The sequence below is a fragment of the Vibrio sonorensis genome (genome assembly GCF_001854765.1).
Lineage (GTDB): Bacteria > Pseudomonadota > Gammaproteobacteria > Enterobacterales > Vibrionaceae > Vibrio > Vibrio sonorensis.
In genome coordinates this window covers 12,563-32,369 of sequence record NZ_LJJE01000070.1, presented here as the reverse complement: position 1 = coordinate 32,369, position 19,807 = coordinate 12,563, and the positions used below count along the sequence as shown (strand labels likewise).

Annotated in this window: 21 protein-coding genes and 1 pseudogene; 14 read left to right on the top strand and 8 right to left on the bottom strand. The window is 45.4% G+C overall.

What is annotated here, in order from left to right:
* The first annotated feature begins 8 nt into the window (after nt 1-8).
* The 5 genes from rsxG to BLO31_RS12960 all read left to right on the top strand — a co-directional run bounded on the left by rsxG (nt 9) and on the right by BLO31_RS12960 (nt 3,275).
* Complete coding sequence (rsxG, locus tag BLO31_RS12980) at nt 9-644, top strand: electron transport complex subunit RsxG (protein WP_070967224.1); 636 nt, start codon at nt 9-11, stop codon at nt 642-644.
* Nucleotides 637-1,329, top strand: coding sequence for an electron transport complex subunit E (locus tag BLO31_RS12975; RefSeq protein WP_070967221.1), 693 nt, complete (start codon nt 637-639; stop codon nt 1,327-1,329). Before rsxG ends, BLO31_RS12975 begins: the two co-directional genes overlap by 8 nt.
* Nucleotides 1,330-1,460: 131 nt before the next feature.
* The gene (gene nth / locus BLO31_RS12970) at nt 1,461-2,195 is read left to right on the top strand and encodes an endonuclease III (RefSeq protein ID WP_217495127.1); all 735 of its coding nucleotides are present in this window, start codon (nt 1,461-1,463) and stop codon (nt 2,193-2,195) included.
* Nucleotides 2,196-2,277: 82 nt separating this feature from the next.
* The gene (gene gloA / locus BLO31_RS12965) at nt 2,278-2,694 is read left to right on the top strand and encodes a lactoylglutathione lyase (protein WP_070967217.1); all 417 of its coding nucleotides are present in this window, start codon (nt 2,278-2,280) and stop codon (nt 2,692-2,694) included.
* Nucleotides 2,695-2,837: 143 nt separating this feature from the next.
* Complete coding sequence (locus BLO31_RS12960) at nt 2,838-3,275, top strand: DUF2753 domain-containing protein (RefSeq protein WP_070967213.1); 438 nt, start codon at nt 2,838-2,840, stop codon at nt 3,273-3,275.
* Between the two features lie 44 nt (nt 3,276-3,319).
* Here BLO31_RS12960 and motY read toward each other — a convergent pair whose 3' ends face one another.
* On the bottom strand, nt 3,320-4,150 hold the full coding sequence (motY, locus tag BLO31_RS12955; RefSeq protein ID WP_425425298.1) for a flagellar protein MotY: 831 nt from the start codon (nt 4,148-4,150) through the stop codon (nt 3,320-3,322).
* A gap of 235 nt (nt 4,151-4,385) precedes the next feature.
* On the opposite strand from motY, the gene rnt reads away from it, so the two are divergent.
* Both rnt and BLO31_RS12945 read left to right on the top strand, forming a co-directional pair.
* Entirely contained in the window at nt 4,386-5,033 is a 648-nt protein-coding gene (gene rnt / locus BLO31_RS12950) for a ribonuclease T (RefSeq protein ID WP_070967204.1), read from the top strand.
* A gap of 157 nt (nt 5,034-5,190) precedes the next feature.
* Nucleotides 5,191-6,516: a Na+/H+ antiporter family protein gene (locus BLO31_RS12945; RefSeq protein WP_070967201.1), complete on the top strand. Its 1,326-nt coding sequence runs from the start codon at nt 5,191-5,193 to the stop codon at nt 6,514-6,516.
* A gap of 72 nt (nt 6,517-6,588) precedes the next feature.
* Here the strand turns inward: BLO31_RS12945 and bamC are convergent.
* Both bamC and dapA read right to left on the bottom strand, forming a co-directional pair.
* Nucleotides 6,589-7,607: pseudogene (gene bamC / locus BLO31_RS12940) on the bottom strand (outer membrane protein assembly factor BamC).
* A 50-nt stretch (nt 7,608-7,657) separates the two neighbouring features.
* Nucleotides 7,658-8,536, bottom strand: coding sequence for a 4-hydroxy-tetrahydrodipicolinate synthase (gene dapA / locus BLO31_RS12935; protein WP_070967197.1), 879 nt, complete (start codon nt 8,534-8,536; stop codon nt 7,658-7,660).
* Between the two features lie 317 nt (nt 8,537-8,853).
* On the opposite strand from dapA, the gene BLO31_RS12930 reads away from it, so the two are divergent.
* A complete protein-coding gene (locus BLO31_RS12930; RefSeq protein ID WP_070967194.1) occupies nt 8,854-9,396 on the top strand; it encodes a glycine cleavage system transcriptional repressor in 543 nt (180 codons plus the stop codon).
* Between the two features lie 12 nt (nt 9,397-9,408).
* Nucleotides 9,409-9,876 carry a thioredoxin-dependent thiol peroxidase gene (bcp, locus tag BLO31_RS12925; protein ID WP_070967190.1) on the top strand — a complete coding sequence of 156 codons (468 nt, stop codon included), beginning with the start codon at nt 9,409-9,411 and terminating at the stop codon, nt 9,874-9,876.
* Between the two features lie 59 nt (nt 9,877-9,935).
* Here bcp and BLO31_RS12920 read toward each other — a convergent pair whose 3' ends face one another.
* The 3 genes from BLO31_RS12920 to BLO31_RS12910 form a co-directional block, all read right to left on the bottom strand.
* A complete protein-coding gene (locus BLO31_RS12920) occupies nt 9,936-11,807 on the bottom strand; it encodes a methyl-accepting chemotaxis protein (RefSeq protein ID WP_070967186.1) in 1,872 nt (623 codons plus the stop codon).
* Between the two features lie 197 nt (nt 11,808-12,004).
* Complete coding sequence (locus BLO31_RS12915; RefSeq protein ID WP_070967182.1) at nt 12,005-13,069, bottom strand: AI-2E family transporter; 1,065 nt, start codon at nt 13,067-13,069, stop codon at nt 12,005-12,007.
* A complete protein-coding gene (locus tag BLO31_RS12910; protein WP_070967178.1) occupies nt 13,062-13,298 on the bottom strand; it encodes a sulfurtransferase TusA family protein in 237 nt (78 codons plus the stop codon). Before BLO31_RS12910 ends, BLO31_RS12915 begins: the two co-directional genes overlap by 8 nt.
* 231 nt (nt 13,299-13,529) lie before the next feature.
* On the opposite strand from BLO31_RS12910, the gene bepA reads away from it, so the two are divergent.
* From bepA to BLO31_RS12890, 4 genes are read left to right on the top strand one after another with little or no spacing between them, the layout of a single operon-like run.
* Nucleotides 13,530-14,978, top strand: coding sequence for a beta-barrel assembly-enhancing protease (gene bepA / locus BLO31_RS12905; RefSeq protein ID WP_070967174.1), 1,449 nt, complete (start codon nt 13,530-13,532; stop codon nt 14,976-14,978).
* Nucleotides 14,979-15,011: 33 nt separating this feature from the next.
* Entirely contained in the window at nt 15,012-15,356 is a 345-nt protein-coding gene (gene arsC, locus BLO31_RS12900) for an arsenate reductase (glutaredoxin) (protein ID WP_070967170.1), read from the top strand.
* The gene (wrbA, locus tag BLO31_RS12895; RefSeq protein WP_175443220.1) at nt 15,356-15,931 is read left to right on the top strand and encodes an NAD(P)H:quinone oxidoreductase; all 576 of its coding nucleotides are present in this window, start codon (nt 15,356-15,358) and stop codon (nt 15,929-15,931) included. Before arsC ends, wrbA begins: the two co-directional genes overlap by 1 nt.
* On the top strand, nt 15,931-16,368 hold the full coding sequence (locus tag BLO31_RS12890; protein WP_070967163.1) for a DUF2069 domain-containing protein: 438 nt from the start codon (nt 15,931-15,933) through the stop codon (nt 16,366-16,368). Before wrbA ends, BLO31_RS12890 begins: the two co-directional genes overlap by 1 nt.
* Before the next feature lie 40 nt (nt 16,369-16,408).
* Here the strand turns inward: BLO31_RS12890 and BLO31_RS12885 are convergent, their stop codons facing one another.
* The gene (locus BLO31_RS12885; protein ID WP_070967160.1) at nt 16,409-17,632 is read right to left on the bottom strand and encodes a DUF2066 domain-containing protein; all 1,224 of its coding nucleotides are present in this window, start codon (nt 17,630-17,632) and stop codon (nt 16,409-16,411) included.
* Nucleotides 17,633-17,936: 304 nt separating this feature from the next.
* On the opposite strand from BLO31_RS12885, the gene BLO31_RS12880 reads away from it, so the two are divergent.
* Nucleotides 17,937-19,187: a uracil-xanthine permease family protein gene (locus BLO31_RS12880; RefSeq protein WP_070967157.1), complete on the top strand. Its 1,251-nt coding sequence runs from the start codon at nt 17,937-17,939 to the stop codon at nt 19,185-19,187.
* A 53-nt stretch (nt 19,188-19,240) separates the two neighbouring features.
* Here the strand turns inward: BLO31_RS12880 and ybaK are convergent, their stop codons facing one another.
* The gene (gene ybaK / locus BLO31_RS12875) at nt 19,241-19,714 is read right to left on the bottom strand and encodes a Cys-tRNA(Pro) deacylase (RefSeq protein WP_070967154.1); all 474 of its coding nucleotides are present in this window, start codon (nt 19,712-19,714) and stop codon (nt 19,241-19,243) included.
* Nucleotides 19,715-19,807: the final 93 nt, after the last annotated feature.

The window sequence follows — 19,807 nt, the reverse complement described above, 5'->3', positions numbered from 1 at the left end:
GGAGCGAAATGTTAAACGCAATTAAAAAGAACGGCGCGACGCTCGCTTTGTTTGCATGTGCTTCCACTGGCTTAGTCGCTTTTACAAACTTTTTAACCAAAGATACGATTCAAGAACAAGAGCAAGCACAATTGCTATCTGTACTTAATCAGGTAATCGCACCTTCCATGCATGATAACCGTCTGTATAAAAGTTGTACTCTGGTGTCTGATGAGCTTTTGGGCACCAGTGAACCTATGCCGACCTATATTGCAACCAAAGATGGTCAGCCCACAGCTTTGGCTATCGAATCGATCGCCCCAGATGGTTACAACGGTACTATCAAGCTTATCGTCGGGCTAACCCTAGACGGGACAATTACCGGAACTCGGGTATTGGCGCACAAAGAGACTCCTGGACTAGGTGATAAAATAGACTTAAGAGTAAGTGACTGGATCCTCACCTTTGCGGGAAAACGGGTCAGTGAAGAAAACCTAGCCGATTGGAATGTCCGCAAAGATGGCGGGCAATTCGATCAGTTTACTGGAGCAACCATTACACCTAGAGCTGTTGTAAAGGCCGTTAAGAACTCTGCTCTTTTAGTGAATAGAGATATCGATACTATACTGACACAACCGAGAAACTGTGGGGGAAGCGATGAGTGATCATAAAACATTGATTAAAAATGGATTGTGGGACAACAACCCAGCCCTAGTACAGCTACTTGGCTTGTGCCCATTGCTCGCGGTATCGTCAACGGTTACTAACGCTCTAGGCCTCGGTATTGCGACCTTGCTCGTAATGGTTGGTTCTAACGTAACGGTTTCTCTAGTGCGAGATTACGTGCCCAAAGAAGTGCGCATCCCAGTATTTGTAATGATCATCGCCTCTTTGGTAACCTGTGTTCAACTGCTAATGAACGCATATGCATACGGCCTTTATCTTTCACTCGGGATCTTTATCCCATTGATTGTGACTAACTGTATTATCATCGGTCGCGCAGAAGCATTTGCTTCAAAGAATGATGTACTGCCTTCGGCACAAGATGGCTTCTGGATGGGTATTGGCATGTCGGCCGTTTTAGTGGTTTTGGGAGCAATGAGAGAAATCATTGGCAATGGCACTCTATTTGACGGCGCGGATCTATTACTAGGCGACTGGGCGACAGCACTACGAATTCAAGTCTTTGAGGTCGAGAGTAGCTTTTTACTTGCACTACTTCCACCGGGTGCGTTTATTGGTGTCGGCCTGATGATCGCAGCTAAAAACGTGATCGATAAGCAGATGCAACTCCGTCAACCAAAAGAGAAAAAGCCTTCTATAGAAAGGGCAAGAGTGACCAATCAATAACAATATAAAATCGAAGGGTGCCAAAGTCCTTTAATCAAACGACCAGATGCAGCCTCACTTAGTCAAAGACAGCGCCACACAAGCTCGACGTGTTTTCGGGTGGCAGAATAAAACTTCTCAAGGTGTATAGCATGAGTACAAGCATAACCAAACAAGAAAAAGTCCAAGCGATTATCGAAATACTTGATGAATACTACCCAGAAGCCCCTATCCCACTTGATCACAAAGACCCGTACACTCTATTGATTGCTGTATTGCTTTCGGCGCAATGCACCGATGAGCGCGTAAACCAGATCACACCTAAGCTATTTGCTCGCGCTGATAACCCTTATGACATGGTGAAACTCACCATCGAAGAAATAAAGGAAATCATTAAACCTTGTGGTTTATCACCCATGAAATCAAAAGGTATTTGGCACCTATCCGACATGATTATTAAGCAGCATGGCGGTGAAGTTCCTAAAGATTTTGAAGCCTTAGAGGCCATGCCCGGTGTTGGCCATAAAACAGCTTCTGTGGTAATGGCTCAAGCATTCGACGTCCCAGCCTTCCCTGTTGATACGCATATTCATCGCCTAATGTATCGCTGGGGCCTTTCTAACGGGAAAAGTGTTGAGCAAACAGAGCGAGATGGAAAACGACTATTCCCTAAAGAGAAGTGGAATCAACTCCACCTTCAAATCATTTACTACGGAAGAGAGTATTGTCCTGCCAGAGGCTTCGATATAGACAACTGTATTATCACCAGCCGATACGGCCGTAAAAGCTTTATCAAAGAAGCGATTAAAGAGAAAGAAAAGAGAAAACAACTCAAAAAGAAAAAGAACTTTTTAGACTCAACCGCGCTTCACGGGAATCAGGTATAAAATATTAGATTGTCGGCTCATATTCGTCTACTGACATTGAGAGATGATTTAATCAACTAAAACAATAACCTTGGAGTCAACTATGTCAAATGGACGTATTCTACACACTATGCTCCGTGTGGGAGATTTAGATAAATCTATCGAGTTTTATACTCAGGTTATGGGTATGAAATTATTGAGGACCAACGAGAATACCGAGTACAAATACACACTTGCGTTTCTTGGCTACGGCGATGAATCTCAAGGTGCGGTTATCGAGCTCACGTATAACTGGGGAGTTAGCGATTACGACCTAGGTAGTGCATTTGGGCATATCGCAATTGGTGTTGACGACATCTACTCAACCTGCGACGCCATCAAGCAAGCAGGCGGGAACGTGACTCGTGAACCGGGCCCTGTGAAAGGCGGCACCACTCATATCGCTTTCGTCAAAGATCCCAATGGATATATGATTGAGCTGATTCAAAATAAGCACGCTTCTGCTGGGCTAGAAGGCTAAATCACTCTCAAAAAGTACCAATACAGCTTTCATTAAGTTACATAAAATATGGGATGGCGATTGTCGTCCCATATTTTTAACTTTACACGATAATTATTATCATTTACTCTTGCGAGTAATTGCTATCTAGGAGACTTTACGCCATGGGCATTGCTGAGTGGGAGAAACATACAATACTGGCTGATATCGCCCTTAAAGAAGACGATCATTTACGCAGTATTCTTCACTACCAACAAGCTCTTACGTTAAGTGAGCGCATCGGTGATTCTGAAGAACACACGGTTGACGATCGTTTGATGATCTCTGTGATTTCATGCCATAACCTCGCCTCTTTCTGGCGAAGCGTTGGCGACACCCAATACGAGCTCAAGTATTTAAAACTCGCTTCTGAGCGCGTACTCACATTAGTTCCACAATGTCCAAATACCACTTGTGAAGCTTTTGTTGACTCTATGGGTTGTTGTAAAAAGGCACTTCTTGAATTTATGAAGCGTCATCCAAATCCAAAGATCGCTCGTATGGTTCAAGACATTGACACCGCGACAAACTGCAATATGATTGCCAAGTTTAAACTGAACTAGTTCAGAACAAGAAAGAAAAACGCCAGCTTATGCTGGCGTTTTTTTTAGATTTGAGTCCGACCTAAAGAAATCACTACGCGTCGATTTCGATCCTTACCTATCGGAGAAGCATTGTCATCGATAGGACGTCTTCGACCAAAGCCTTGTACTTGAATTCTGTCTTCAGGTAGCCCTAACGATTGGAAATACTTTCTCAATACTTCTGCTCTCTGCTCCGATAAGCTTTGGCTAGCGCTTTTGCTGTCTTCTGCATCGGTATAGGTAGAGACCAGCACCAAGTCGATATCTTGATTGTGTTTGATGTATTCGGCAATCTGAGCCAAACGCTTTTGGGACGCCTTGTTTAACTCTACACTGCTGCGGTCGTAATGCAGTATGGTAAAGGCGATATCTTCAAAGCTGTAAGGCAGTAAGTTGGCAATACAATCGCTAAAAACGTTGTACTGGGGTTGGAACAGCACCGACGACAGTGCAATCTCGATGCGCTGATCTCTATCTTGCCACTCTTGGTAGCTGAATGTTGGGTACCGACCTTTTTCCAATTCACTTAAAATATTCCACGCAGTCTGACCTCCGACGTAACCATCAAACTGTTGAAAAAACCTTAGGTTGGTCATTCGGTCCGCAGAATCACCAGGCCGCCAACTCGGTGGTTGAGAAACCAGACTGACGTCTCGGGTTGCCCCCATCGGGCGACGCATTTTGAGTTCGAAATCCAAGTTGATTTTTTTGCTTGCCGCTGAAGAAAAAACAGCATCGCCGAAGTTGGGTATTGGGTGTACTAAACGACACTCTAACGGCGTATTCGAAACCATCTGCCACGTGGATTGATTTGGTGTAGCAACATAGCGTTTCTCCATCGCCAGCGAAGGCATGGACACGGTAATGCTAACTAATGTGGCAATAGTGGCAAACTTATTCTTCATCAATACTCATCTCGTTTAGTATCACTTGGCACGGCGTTTTTTTGCCGCAAACCTCAGTCGTTATTAGCGTATGCAAAAAGTTAGCCAGAAGCTGGGAAATATGTCTGCTTTAATTTGGGTAAAGAGTTTTTCTCCTATTCATAATCTGCAATAATGTGGCCTTAACTCACTAGATTTAGACAACATGACAGTAGAAAACGAAGCTTTGACGTTAAAAAAACGTTTTCGCGGCTATTTTCCAGTAGTAATTGATGTAGAAACTGCTGGTTTCAACGCTAAAACAGATGCCCTTTTAGAAATCTGTGCCGTTACCTTAGGCATGGACGACGAAGGCAACCTGCATCCTGCTTCAACGATTCACTTTCATGTTGAACCCTTTGAAGGTGCAAATTTGGAGCCAGAAGCTCTTGAATTTAACGGTATTCGCGACCCATTTAGCCCACTGCGCGGCGCAGTCACCGAATCTGAAGCACTCAAAGAGATCTATAAGCTTGTTCGCAAAGAGCAAAAAGCCGCTGATTGTAGTCGAGCTATCATGGTCGCTCACAATGCGACATTTGATCACAGCTTTGTTATGGCGGCAAGTGAGCGCAGCAAGTTAAAACGAGTCCCGTTTCATCCCTTTGCAACCTTTGATACCGCGACATTAAGTGGACTGGCCTATGGGCAAACCGTTCTTGCCAAAGCCTGTAAAACTGCTGGGATGGAATTCGACAATAAAGAAGCCCACTCTGCCTTATATGACACACAAAAAACGGCAGAACTGTTCTGTGGCATTGTTAACAAGTGGAAAGCCCTAGGCGGCTGGCCGCTGGTTCCAGAAGAACAGTAATAACAATCCCAACGAAACGAACATCGCTCAAGTCGATTGCTTTTTAAAACCGTCGATTCACTATTTTTTGCAGTGAAATGATTGGCTAAATAACCACTTTTTACTTAAGCGCTTCGATTTTCGTTGGATATAAGTAAACACAACTAACGAGTAAGTTATGAATCCTGTAGTCATTTCTGTATGTATCATGCTGGTACTGGCTCTGATGCGTGTGAATGTGGTCGTTGCCCTTACATTCAGCGCCATCATTGGTGGTCTAGTTTCCGGCATGAGTTTAAATGAGGCGGTTTCCGCTTTTGAAAGCGGTCTAGGTGGCGGCGCCACAATAGCGCTAAGTTATGCAATGCTTGGTACATTCGCCGTTGCAATCTCTCGTTCCGGGATAACAGATCTGCTAGCCCAATCTGTTATCAAGCGCATTCACGGCAAAGATAGCCAAACGGCGACAACTGGCATGAAATACGCGGTATTGGTCGCGCTAATTTTAGTCACTATGTCATCTCAGAACGTCATTCCTGTACACATCGCTTTTATCCCTATTCTGATCCCACCTTTATTGGGGGTTTTCGCTAAACTGAACCTTGACCGCCGCATGGTAGCGTGTGTTCTTACCTTCGGTTTGATCACACCATATATGGTTCTACCCATCGGTTTTGGCGGTATCTTCTTAAACAACATCCTGCTTAAGAACCTGCACGACAACGGTCTAGACAATGTTGTCGCTAGCCAAGTTCCTACCGCAATGATACTCCCAGCTGCGGGAATGATCTTTGGCTTAGCCACTGCGATTCTCTTCACCTACAGAAAACCACGCGAGTACAAAGAGACAGAACTTACCCACGTTGAAGAAAACCCGTCTAGCATCAACAAGAAAAACATCTTGGTTGCCGCTGCTGGTATTGTGGTTGCATTGGCGGTTCAGCTAGCCACTGGTTCGATGATTGTTGGCGGTCTTGCTGGCTTTATGGTCTTTACGTTTGGCGGAGTAATCGCTTGGAAAGAAACCCATGACGTGTTCACAAAAGGTGTACACATGATGGCAATGATTGGCTTTATCATGATTTCGGCCGCAGGCTTTGCCGCAGTGATGAAGCAAACAGGTGGTGTAGAAACGTTAGTTGAATCGCTATCTATCTCTATTGGTGACAACAAGCCCCTTGCTGCTTTACTCATGCTAATCGTTGGCTTATTGGTGACTATGGGTATTGGCTCATCTTTCTCTACTATCCCAATCATCGCCACGATTTACGTTCCACTGGCTGCGGCCTTTGGCTTCTCTCCAATGGCAACCATCGCCCTTGTTGGTACCGCTGCCGCGCTGGGCGATGCTGGCTCCCCTGCGTCAGACTCCACGTTGGGTCCAACGTCAGGTCTCAATGCCGACGGTCAACACGAGCACATCTGGGAAACCGTAGTTCCAACCTTTATCCACTACAACATCCCATTAATCGTCTTTGGCTGGATTGCCGCAATGGTTCTGTAGAGCCGTTTTAGATGTAAAAAAGCCGCCAGTAATCTGGCGGCTTTTTGCTTATTGGAGCTTGTATCCCAGCTATTACTCTTTATTTGCCAACGCGGACAATACTGGAACCATATCTTTCAGCAACGACTCTTCCACTGGTTTGCCTGCTGCATCAGTAATGTTGATTGAGGTACGGTTACCCAAATCACCAAACAGGAAGGTATACGTACCAGAGCTTAGCTCAATCGCTTAACGCCAACCTCTTCCCAGAATTCATCGTCTGGAGAAGCGTATTTCGCTTTTACTGTACCTTGTGATTGGTTTCTCTCTTCTAGAGCAAAACCAAGCGCTGGTAACAATGTTGGCAGACGTTGCCAAAGCACATTGTATGGAGTGCGAGCAATGATAACAGGTAAGCCGCTTCTATCGCTGCCCATAGTAATTGGGATCTGTTTCACCAACTCTTGTGCTTTTCGCTCGGCTTCTAAACGCAGATCTAAGTCATAGCGCGCAGTAACCAAGTTAGTCATCAAAGCGTTGTAACGCTCTTTATTGGTGTAAGTTACTGGCTTGTCACGCCCACCTTCACGCCAATCGATTAGAGATATTTTAAAGCCATAGCGATTATTCGCTTCGACTTTAGTGATCTCATAGCGACTGCCAATCTCACCGTCTTCATCTTCAGAACGCCAGCCAACCCAACCTGTTTCTATACGGTTAGGGCTCTCTTCGCGGATAGAAATGCTATTTTCCCGCAACATGGTCTGAGCTGTGCTCCAAACTTTTGCCAATTCTTGTTCGCGCAAAAGCCACAGTGTTACTTCACCATTGCTCTTTTCAGCACGAGCACCAGGAATTAACTCCAGTACTTGTTGAGGTGGTCGAATATCGACCTCTGCACCTATGCCACCTTGGAAATCCCCTGACGGAATTTGGAAATTAGGATAAAACTGAGGCTGGGAGCCATCTATTGTGCTCCACTCCTGCATACGCGGTGTGTTTAGATATTCAAAATCATCTTTCGCTTGTCGACGCTGCGACGCGTCTCCTGAACAAGCCGATAAAACGAAAACAGCCAGTGAGCTAACCACTAGCTGGGGTGCAAGTTTCATTGATACTCCTGAGTACATCTTTGCCGAGTTGCCCCGACACAGTCGCTATCTTAGTAAATACAGGCTTCTGTCATTGACTTAGCCACAACGGGACGAGCACTGTCTGACAACTCGGTCAGCGGCAGTCTAAGGCCACCGTGAGCAATTAAGCCCATTTTATGTGCTGCCCATTTAACTGGAATCGGACTAGATTCAACAAATAAGTTTTTGTGTAGCGTCATAAGACGCTCATTGATCACTGCGGCTTCGTCAAAGTTACCTTCTAGAGCTAACTTCATCATATCCGCCATGTCTTTTGCAGCGATATTATTAGTTACAGAGATAACACCTTGGCCGCCCGCTTTAACAAAATCGAGCCCCGTAGAGTCATCACCACTTAGTAAGATAAAATCTTCGCCACAAAGTTCACGATGTTTTGCAATTCTGCTGAGATCGCCCGTCGCATCTTTGAGTGCAACAATACTTTCGATCTCAGAAAGTCTTGCCACTGTCTCTGGGAATAGGTCTACCGCGGTACGACCAGGTACGTTATACAAGATCTGCGGAACATCGCTCTCTTCAGCGATGGCTTTGTAGTGTTGGAACAAACCTTCTTGAGTCGGTTTGTTGTAGTATGGGGTGACACTTAAACAACCCGCTATACCAGAGTTGTTTAGCAATCGGCTAAACGTGACCGATTCATGAGTGGCATTCGCGCCAGTACCCGCAATAACAGGGATACGACCATCTGCAAACTCAACCGTTTTCACTACTACTTTGACATGTTCTTCTACCGTCAACGTGGCAGACTCACCTGTAGTACCGACCGCAACAATTCCATCTGTACCGGCTTCTACATGGTAATCCACCAATTTCTTGAGGCTTACGTAGTCTACTTCGCCATCAAGATTAAACGGTGTGATAAGTGCTACGATACTTCCTGAAAACATGTCTTTCTCCCTTAATTTGTTACTCTCAGCATGGTATGTAAGGCGCTACAAAAACACAAGGGAATAATCTCGCTTAAATGTCTTAAATAGGTGAATAATTATCAGATGTTGTAGCTTCATCACCCATGCTACTAATTTGACCACTTACACGGTGTTTTCTGACTTCGGCAGAGTACGACTGACCATAAAACTAACCACTTGCTATTTGTACAAATAACAATCAAAAGTTAAATTTTTTCGAACTGATTGACATTTTTCGCGAATTTATCTGTGCTAAGCTATCTCATTAATAATGATAACAATGCAGAAGAGATAAAATGACTCAACATCTGGTAATCACTGCGGTAGGGACAGACCGCCCAGGAGTCTGCAATAAAGTGGCTCATTTGGTAACCCAATCAGGATGCAATATTGTTGACAGTCGCATTGCTCTTTTGGGAAATGAATTCACCCTAATCATGCTTTTATCAGGAAACAATGCTGGGATCACAAAAGTGGAAACCACTTTGCCCCTTTTAGGCCAGCAACATGATCTCATTACCATGATGAAGCGTACATCTACTCATTCACAACAAGATAACGCATACACGTTAGAGCTGTTTGTTGAATCGGCGGATAAACCTGGGCTGACGGAAAGCTTTACGCAATTTTTTGCCGACAGAGCAATTGGTATGTCTTCGTTGAGCGCTCAAACTATTTCGAAAGACAAAGTTCAAACAGAACAAGACCAGTTTCACATCGCGATTACCGCTGCGGTCAGCTCAGACGTTAACCTTATGACGTTACAAGAAGAATTTGACACATTGTGCTCAGAGCTTTCAGTTCAAGGCTCACTTAACTTTATAAAAAACGGCCAATAAAAAGGAAAAATAATGAACACACTAACTGCGGGCTCGCCTTCACCTGCTTTCTCTCTGCCTGATCAAGATGGCAATGTAGTTTCACTCGGTGACTTTAAAGGAAAAAAAGTACTTTTCTACTTTTACCCCAAAGCGATGACTCCTGGTTGTACAGTGCAAGCGCAAGGACTTCGAGATGTCAAAACTGAGCTAGACAATCACAATGTGGTTGTTCTTGGAGTGAGCATCGATCCCGTTAAGCGTTTAGGCAAATTCATCGAACGCGATAACCTCAACTTCACCCTGTTGTCGGATGAAGACCACGCGGTTGCTGAACAGTTTGGGGTTTGGGGCGAGAAGAAGTTTATGGGCAAAGTTTACGACGGCCTTCACCGCATCAGTTTCCTTATAGACGAAAATGGTGTGATTGAGCACGTGTTTAACAAGTTCAAAACCAAAGACCACCACGAAGTAGTACTGAACTACTTTGATCAGCAGTAAGCACCATTGATAAAAAAGCCAGCTCAAAAGCTGGCTTTGTTAACTTTAATGGCAATGTTCTAGACAATAAACTTGTTGAGAATAGAGTCTTGCTCTCGTACGTTTTCAGTCTGAACTTGCATTGCAGAATTGGTCCCTTCTGCGGCATCCGCCACTTGAGTCGACAAATCTTTGATTTTCACAGTATTACTGTTAATTTCTTCCGCCACGAGACTCTGCTCTTCTGCCGCAGAGGCAATTTGCATATTCATGTCGGAGATCTGTTGGATTGAACCGCGAATTCTTGCCAGTGCACCGTCTGCCGCTTGCGCTTTTTCAACCGCGTCCTGAGCGGTCTCTTTACTCTGACTCATCGCTGACGAAACCGCTGTTGCACCAGATTGTAGTTGTTCAATCATAGAGCGAATTTCCGTGGTAGACTCTTGTGTTCGCTGCGCCAGTGTTCGGACTTCATCGGCAACCACAGCAAAACCGCGACCAGATTCACCGGCCCTTGCAGCTTCGATCGCAGCGTTCAGAGCAAGTAAGTTGGTTTGATCCGCGATATCGTTAATCACCTTCAAAATCGTTTCAATATTGCTGGTTGCAGACTCAAGGCCTTGCACCTGCTCGACAGCCAAGTCAATCGTCGCTGACAGGTTGTCGATGGAACTTGCAGTCACACTAACCACTTGGGAGCCGTCCTGAGTCGCTTCATCCGCTTCTTTTGCTGCCGCGGCTGCTCCTTGAGCATTGTTTGCCACTTCGGTTGCGGTTACCGCCATTTCATTCATGGCCGTTGCTAACTGCTCAAGTTCCTGTAACTGGCTCCTCATCGCTTCAGCCGAACCTTTAGAACCAGAAGCGGTACGCTCGGTGTTGCGAAGGATTTCAGCACCAATCGCTTTTGACTGAGTAATCTGCGCTTGCAAGGTCTCAGTAAAGGTATTAAACCCTCTCGCAAGTTCTGAAAACTCTTCGTCAGTATCGGTGTCTAAGCGTTGGGTCAAATCACCATGTCCAGAAGCGACGTCTTTAATTGCTTCGTTTAACGCTCTTAGCGGTTTCATCAAAAGTCGAATAAGATAGCTGAGTATGAGTACGCTCAACACAACGCCAATAAATACGTATATGATAGAGCTAGTTCTCATTTTATCTATAGCGGCAAACGCTATAGATTCATCAACGATCGCACCGATGTACCAGTCTTCTGCTGCCAGTTTGTTAAAGCGAACGAGATAGTTGGTCCCTTCAATCTCAACTTCGCTGGTACCTTCTTGAATGGTCACTCCGGGTAGATAGGTATTGAGCTTTACGCCATTGAGTTTTGCGTCGGGGTGAGCAATGGTAGTGCCATCGGCCGTCACGATAAACAAATGACCAGCATCCAACAAGTTGACCTTATTGATTAAGTTGGCTAGACCAGATAAGTCTACATCGTAGGACAGGGCACCGACAAAGCTACCTTGGGTTTGAACTGGGTAGGCTATTGAGATAATAACACTATTAGTGGACGCATCGACATAAGGCTCAGTGACAATCAGTTTACCTTGCTCTTTTGCGCTGATATACCAAGATCGAGTTCTAGGGTCATAGTCATCTCCCGCTTCCCAGCCATCGAGGTTTTCTAACATCAGGCCGCTGTCTTCAAAGCCCAAACCGACCGCGAGATAACTTCCCTTTAGGTTTGGCGTTTCAATGACGTTTTGCACAAAGCTGTGGTTTCGCGGATCCATCTGAATCACTTCAGACGTAGATTGAGCAAGAGAAATCTTACTCATCATTTCGGCAGTAATTGTATTGTTTACACTTTCTACCATTTCTGAAAGGCTTGTATCTACAAGGCTTTCTACTTCTTTTTTTACCGTATTAAGCTGCTGGATCGACAACAGAGACACGGTGACTAGCATCAATGCCGACGAAGCGGCTACTATCTTTTGGCTAAATTTCATAACGTCCCTCAATCTAAAACATATAGTACATCGTATGTTGTATTCCCTGAAATTTTTAGCCAACTAGTTGTTATTATTAAAATATTATGACTTATTATATTTGCATAATGCAACGGTTAGGGTATGAAATAAGAATAAAAAAGGCTCCATCACAATAAATGATGAAGCCCGTGAAGAAATCGAGATATTAATTCAAACTAGCTCGTAATTTCTTCATCTTGACTTGGAAGCGCATTCCATACTGCTTTAACCAATGTGGCCAGTGGAATGGCAAAAAAGACGCCCCAGAACCCCCACAGACCTCCAAATACCAATACTGCGACGATAATGGCTACTGGATGAAGATTCACCGCTTCGGAGAATAAGACTGGCACCAACACGTTGCCATCAAGCGCTTGAATAATGCCGTAGGCAATCAGCAACCAATAAAACTGGGGGGATAATCCCCATTGGAAAAGGCCTACCATAGCTACCGGTACTGTCACGGCGGCGGCACCTATGTATGGGATCAACACCGAAAGGCCCACTGTAACGGCCAGTAGCACCGAGTAACGCAAGTCTAAAATGGCAAAGGTAATATAACTCACACCACCTACAATCAAAATTTCCATCGCCTTTCCGCGAATATAGTTGGAAATCTGCTCATTCATTTCGTCCCAAACTTTGGTCGCAAGTTTGCGATTTCTTGGCAACACGCCAGTACTCATTTCTAGCATCTCTTCTTTGTCTTTGAGTAAGAAGAAAACCAAAAGAGGTACCAGTATTAAGTAAACCGCCAACGTCGCCAAACTTATCAGCGATGCGAGAGAGCCCTTCAAAACGGTTTCACCTACGCCAATTACTTGGTTCTTTGCATTGGTAACTAAAGATTCGACAATTTCAAAGTTTTCTAACTCTGGGAATCGCTTAGGCAGTTCAGCGATAGCAACTTGAAGGCCGCTATACATGTTGGGGATATCGTTAATTAGGTTTCCAACCTGCTGCCATATCGTCGGGACAAGACCAAACACGGCAACCATCATTAATCCTGTAAAGGTTAAAATAACCAGGATAACGGATATCGTTCGCGGAATGCCCAACCGGCTCAACTGACTAACTGGCCACTCTAGTAAATAGGCCAATACGATAGCGACGAGGAGTGGCGCAATAAGGTTCCCAAAGAAGTAGATGGTTAAAAAACCAAACAATAAGATCGCCACTAGGCTGACTGCATGCGGATCCGAGAAGCGCCGTTTATACCAACGACTCAACATGTCAAACATTCGACGAATTTCCTATAGTTGCTACTAACGCGTAATAGCCTGTTAACTTCTGTTCATTGACTTGATAGCTTTGGCGTTCAAGAAAGCGAACAATATCTTTTTTAGATGCCGGGTCGGTGAGCCAAATGGTTAGCTCGCATGAGGATGTGTGTGATTTAACAAAGCGCTTCACCATCAACAAGGCCAGAGGACAGCGAACATCACGCAAGTCCAATTTTTCCCCTTTCATCACTCTATCCGATACCCATTGCAGAAGGCTTATTGTATAGTGTTTTTTTTGTAGCGTCAGCGCTTATCACTAAATCGGTGTCACGATAACTCAATCTGGTTAACAAGAACCAAGCCGATGGCAGTAACATAAAAAAGTAAAAATCAACCTCGTTGAGACATCGAATATTGGAAACCAATCTATCGATTGATTGTCCAAAGCGTTACTAACAAGGAGTATAGCCAACCCATTATGCTAAACCGTACTCGTTCGCTCCTATGCTTGAGCCTAGCAGTGACATTAAGCACCCCTGTAAACGCAAGTTCGATCAATCTTCCCGACATCGGAACGGCAGCCAGTAGCACCCTGACCATAGATCAAGAGTTACAGTATGGTGATGCTTACATGCGCATGTTGAGAAGTAGTCAGCCCATCGTCAATGATCCAGTGATCAATGAATATATCGACTCTTTAGGTCACCGACTGGTTGCCAGCGCCAATGACGTAAAAACACCTTTCACTTTCTTTATGATCCGCGATCGCAACATCAATGCATTTGCCTTCTTTGGCGGCTACGTTGCACTCCACTCAGGGCTATTTTTGCATGCCCATACTGAAAGCGAACTCGCCTCTGTCGTTGCCCACGAAATCGCACACATTACCCAGCGCCACCTTGCCCGAGCGATGGAGGATGAAGCTAGACGTTCGCCTGCGACTTTAGCCGCATTAGCGGGCTCACTGCTGCTTGCTATCGCATCACCAGAGGCGGGGATGGCTGCAATAACGGCGACAACAGCAGGCTCGGTTCAAGGCCGGATTAACTATACGCGAAGCAACGAAAGAGAGGCTGATAGATTTGGTATCAACACCCTCGCCAAGGCAGGTTTTGATGTTAACGCCATGCCGCGATTTTTCGGCCGTCTTGCCGACGAGTACCGCTATGCCAGTAAGCCACCGCCAATGCTGCTTACCCACCCCTTGCCGGAAGACCGACTCACCGACAGTCGAGCCAGAGCTCAAAACTTCCCTCCGCTTAGGGTTGGGCCATCTTTGGAATACCACCTTACGCGCTCTAGAATCGTCGCCAGACATGCGGGAATAGACCAAGATGCGGCAATGGATTGGTTCAACCGGACGGAGAAAAAAGCCGATGCGACGTTAAAGCCGGCTTACCAATACGGGCGCGCCCTTGTCTATTTAGACAGCAACAAAGCAGCCGATGCTTTGCCAATTCTAGAAAGCTTGCTCAAGGCAGATCCGCAAAATAACTTTTACCTCGATGCGATCACCGACACTTATCTCGCATTGGGTAAAAATGAACAGGCGACCGCTCGTTTAGAGCGCGCTTTAAAAGCGAAACCCAACAACGCTGTTCTGACGATAAATTACGCCAATAGTCTGATGAAACAAGAGAAAAATGACGAAGCGATTAGAGTTCTTCAGCGTTACACTCATGACAACCCCAATGATGTCAATGGCTGGCATTTGCTTTCGGAAGCCAATATCCATTTGGGTAATAGCGATGAGGACCTAGCCGCGCGCGCGGAAATATTGGCACTCAAAGCCAATTGGGGTAAAGCAATACAATTCTATACTCAGGCAAGTCAGCTCGCCGAATTAGGAAGTCTCAAACAAGCGCGTTACGACGCTAGAATTGATCAATTAATGGTACAAAGAGACCGTTTTTTCGCTCTACAATAAAGCCAAACTAAACAAAAATAAAATGGAGAAGTTATGTCTGTCGTTATCTACCACAACCCTCGTTGTTCAAAGAGCCGTCAAACTTTGGCGCTTTTAGAAGAGAAAAGTATTGAACCTAAAGTAGTGAAATACCTTGAGACACCACCAAGTGTTGAAGAACTCAAAGCGCTATTTAAACAGCTAGAACTCAGCGCCGTACGCGATATGATGCGAACCAAAGAAGACCTGTATAAAAGCCTTTCACTGGCCGAGGCTGACGACGAGGCTTTGTTTGAAGCAATGGCAAGCAATCCAAAACTTATCGAACGTCCAATAGTAGTGGCAAATGGCAAAGCAAAACACGGCCGTCCACCAGAGCAGGTGTTAGATATCTTATGATCACTGAGGTTGTAGTCTTATACTACAGTCGTCACGGGGCTACGCGTGATATTGCTCGACACATTGCGCGAGGAATCGAAAGCGTTCCCCAATGCCAAGCTTTACTGAGAACAGTGGAAGAAATCGACTCCGCAGCTAACAAAGACGGCGGCGACCCAATCGTTTCTTTTAATGAGTTAAAACAGAGCGACGGACTCGCTATGGGCAGTCCTGTCTGGTTTGGCAATATGGCGGCTCCTCTCAAACACTTTTGGGATAAAACCACCGCGATTTGGGTATCAGGTGAGCTGATAGATAAGCCCGCATGTGTGTTTACCTCCTCCTCCACACTTCACGGTGGTCAAGAGTCCACATTACTCAGTATGATGCTGCCGCTCTTTCACCACGGAATGATGGTGATGGGTACGCCCTATTCCGAGCCAGAACTGCATTTAACCCAAAGTGGCGGCACGCCATACGGCCCCACCACCGTTAGTGGGCACCAGCAACGAGTACTAACTAAGGAAGAGATCGCTTTAGCCCAAGCTACAGGTAAACGGCTAGCGACAACAGCTAAAAAGATGAAGGAGACGTGATGACGGAACCTACCGACGATATGCAAGCATCCACCAAACTCTATCGATTGCTCGCGTTATTTGCCAACTTAGGCTTGTTGGCGTGGGTGGCCTTGTGGCAACTTAAACTGTCACCTCATCCTCACCTGAGTCCTTACGCACTTGCCATTGCTTGGAGTATCCCTCTTCTACTACCTTTACCGGGCATTTTAGCAGGAAAGCCTTATACACATGCGTGGGCAAACTTTGTCCTTATGCTTTATTTTCTTCACGCCTTGACTCTGCTTTGGGTCGATGGTGGCGAAAGATGGCTAGCCCTTGTAGAGCTAGTGCTTACTACAGCCGGCTTCTTTGGCAATATTCTTTACGCAAGGACAAGAGGTAAAGAGTTGGGGCTCAAACTCAAAAAACTATCTGAAGTAGAAAAACAGGAAAGAGCGCGGTTTGACAAACACTAAAGCGCAACAGCAAAAAAGGAGCGTTTAGCTCCTTTTTCTATCATTCAGCTTGTTCAGAAAACTCAGGGTCTACTTCTTCGGTCACTTCGACTTTGGGTTTAGACATTTGGCTCGTCAGCCATTCAAACAGCAAGATACGCTCCGACTCCATTACGGGTAACTCAGGGGCCTGCTCTACACTCTCAGCTGGTTGAGTTTCGGCAAGGACTGGAGCAATTTCATCGTTGTACGCCGTGCTTTCAAACGTGTTAGTTTCAACTGTACTCGTTTCAACAATATCTTCAAGTTGCTTCACGTTGCGAAGTCTAGACACTTCCTGACTAAAATCACCCCTTGTGGCCAGTAGGTGTACATTAAACGTCACTTGTTCCCCCTGAATTTTGAGAATATCAAGAGAGGCCACTGAGCTCAGTGATTTTAATTGATTTTCTAGGGTGAAGAAGTCATAAGCCGTTGAGATACCCACAAACCTAGCCTTCACTGTTTCAGAGGATTCACTAGCTACCACTACCGCACTCTTTTTCGCAAAGTAGTCACTGACCTGATTGACCATTTTTGAAACGGCAGTTACACCATTGTTTGAACCAGATAAAGGCGCTTGTCGTGTAACGCCAATCGTCGAAGGTTTTTGATCATAAAGACTCCAACGCAATGTACTACCTTGAGCGCGAAGTAACAAAACTGCGTCCACTGGATAGCGTTGACTTGCTTGGCCTAAAGGCTGGGCAAAACCTCCCCATAAGTCAGTAACTGATACACCTGTGATATCGTCAAAATCGCCTGCTGGTACCGTAATAGGCAAGCCTCTAAGCTCTGCCTGGTCTCTTAACTCTTGCAAGAGTTCAGACGATGAGTGCTCCCAAGTAATCACGCGTTCATACTGACTTTCTTCAACAATCCATACCAGAACATTGGCACGAGTCGCAGGCCAAAATGGCAGTTGGGCTTGACTCAACAGTGAACGGATATGCGCCCCACTAAAGCCCATGCGCAATGATTGCTCACCGCCTTTTGTTGCATAACTCAGTTGACTAACATATTGGCTGTTTTGAGCTAAAGCCTTTGCAACTACCTCGTTATTGATAACGCCTGTATCACCAGATGCGCGAACAAGAACTTGTTTCATTCCTTCTTTTCGCGCCGCAGCATCAGGGTTAGAATCGTCTTTGTTTAAAACGACTTCTGCTTGATAAAGGTCAACCTTTGTCAAAGCCATCACTGGGGTCGCCATTAGGCCAATCATTAATAAAGCTAGGTAGCGCATAGTATTCCTACATTCACATCGCGAACTTGCCTTCCCGACCAAACCTATCGAGAAGCCACATAGCCTTAGATAATAAGCAACTTAGTCTAATGGAGCAACCAAACTGATAAAGGACAATCGGTTATGTCATTTTTTATTCAATGAGATAACGCTTCGCTTCCAGTAATCGAACAAAAATCAGACAGCTTCGCAAAAATTTCGAAGAAAGCGTGCCACTCAATAAATATTTGATCTATTTCAGATGGCAAACGTTTGCAGCAGTGATAGAATCCCGCGAATTTTGTATTTTTGCAGGGAGAAATCAATGAAAAACGCAATCCAAGGGGCACAAATGCTATTTGTGGCCTTCGGTGCCTTGGTGCTGGTGCCACTACTCACTGGCCTTGACCCAAGTGTCGCCCTATTCGGTGCTGGTGTCGGTACTTTACTTTTCCAATTTATTACACGCCGTACGGTTCCTATTTTCCTCGCTTCCTCCTTTGCTTTTATCGCACCGATTATGTTTGGTGTGCAAACTTGGGGTGTAGGCGCCACTATGGGTGGTTTAATGGCAGCAGGCCTTGTGTATGTTTTAATGGGATTGCTGATCAAAGTGCGTGGCGTGGAAATTGTTCACAAGCTACTGCCACCTGTTGTCGTTGGTCCGGTAATCATGGTGATTGGTCTCGGTCTAGCACCTGTCGCGGTTAACATGGCTCTGGGTAAAACAGGCGATGGCGCAGTTCAGTTAGTGGACGGCAACGCTGCACTATGGATTTCTGGAATCTCATTGGTGACCACTATTGCCATTAGCGTGTTTGCTAAAGGCTTTATGAAGCTTATTCCTATTTTCGGTGGTATTGTTGCTGGCTACGCGGTGAGCTTGGCCTTTGGTGTCGTTGACTTCACCCCTGTAGCCCAAGCGACATGGCTTTCAGTGCCAAACTTCACCACACCTGAGTTCAATATCAACGCCATCCTATTTATGATCCCAGTTGCTATTGCTCCCGCAGTGGAACACGTCGGTGATATGCTAGCAATTTCCAATGTCACGGGTAAGAACTACATCAAGAAGCCAGGTCTGCATAGAACCATTGCTGGTGACGGTGTGGCGACCATGGCTGCATCTCTAGTGGGCGCGCCACCAAATACAACCTACAGTGAAGTGACGGGAGCTGTAATGTTAACCAAAGCGTTTAATCCAGTCATTATGACTTGGGCTGCAGTGGTTGCTATCGTCTTAGCACTGGTTGGCAAGCTTGGTTCTCTTCTGCAAACCATCCCAGTACCGGTAATGGGTGGCATTATGATTCTACTGTTTGGTTCTATTGCAACTGTAGGTCTAAATACTCTTATCAAAAACAACGTGGACCTACACAAAGCTCGCAACCTAGTGATTGTTGCCGTGACACTTGTGTTTGGTATTGGCGGTATGGCTTTTGGTGTCGGTGACTTCAGTCTGCAAGGCGTAAGCTTATGCGGTATCGTCGCGATTCTTCTCAACCTTGTGCTTCCTCACGACCTTGGTGAAAACCACGTAGTTGATAACGCGCAGATGGAAGAAGAGCAACGTTAATCTCTGCCAATAAGAAATGGCCCGATGGGCCATTTCTTATCTCTCTTTTATTCTTATACGGCCAATTCCATAAACTGAGCTCTTGTCAGTGATGCTAAATCATCTGGTGCTAATTCGATCTCTAACCCTCTTTTTCCAGCACTGACGCAAATCTGATCGTGCTCCTTAGCACTGATGTGAATAAAAGTGGGCAGCGCTTTCTTTTGTCCTAATGGACTAATTCCACCAACAACATATCCCGTCACTTTTTGTGCAATTGTAGGGTCGGCCATTTCTGCTTTTTTGCTCTTTGCAGCCTTCGCCGCCATTTTTAGATTGAGCTTTTTATCCACCGGAATAACCGCAACGGCGAGATTCTTCGCTTCCCCATTCAAACAAAACAACAATGTCTTAAACACTTTTTCTGGATCTTGCCCCAGCAATGTGACCGCCTCTAAACCATAGCTTTCCGCTCTAGGGTCGTGTTCATACTGATGAACGGTATGGGTCACTTTTTTCTTTTTTGCCAGATTGATAGCGGGTGTCATGAGTTATGCTCCTAGCGTTTTGACGGGGGACCTACACTGGTGCTTACTTTGACAATTGACCGACCAATCTACAGGCGCAGTTAATGCCAAAAC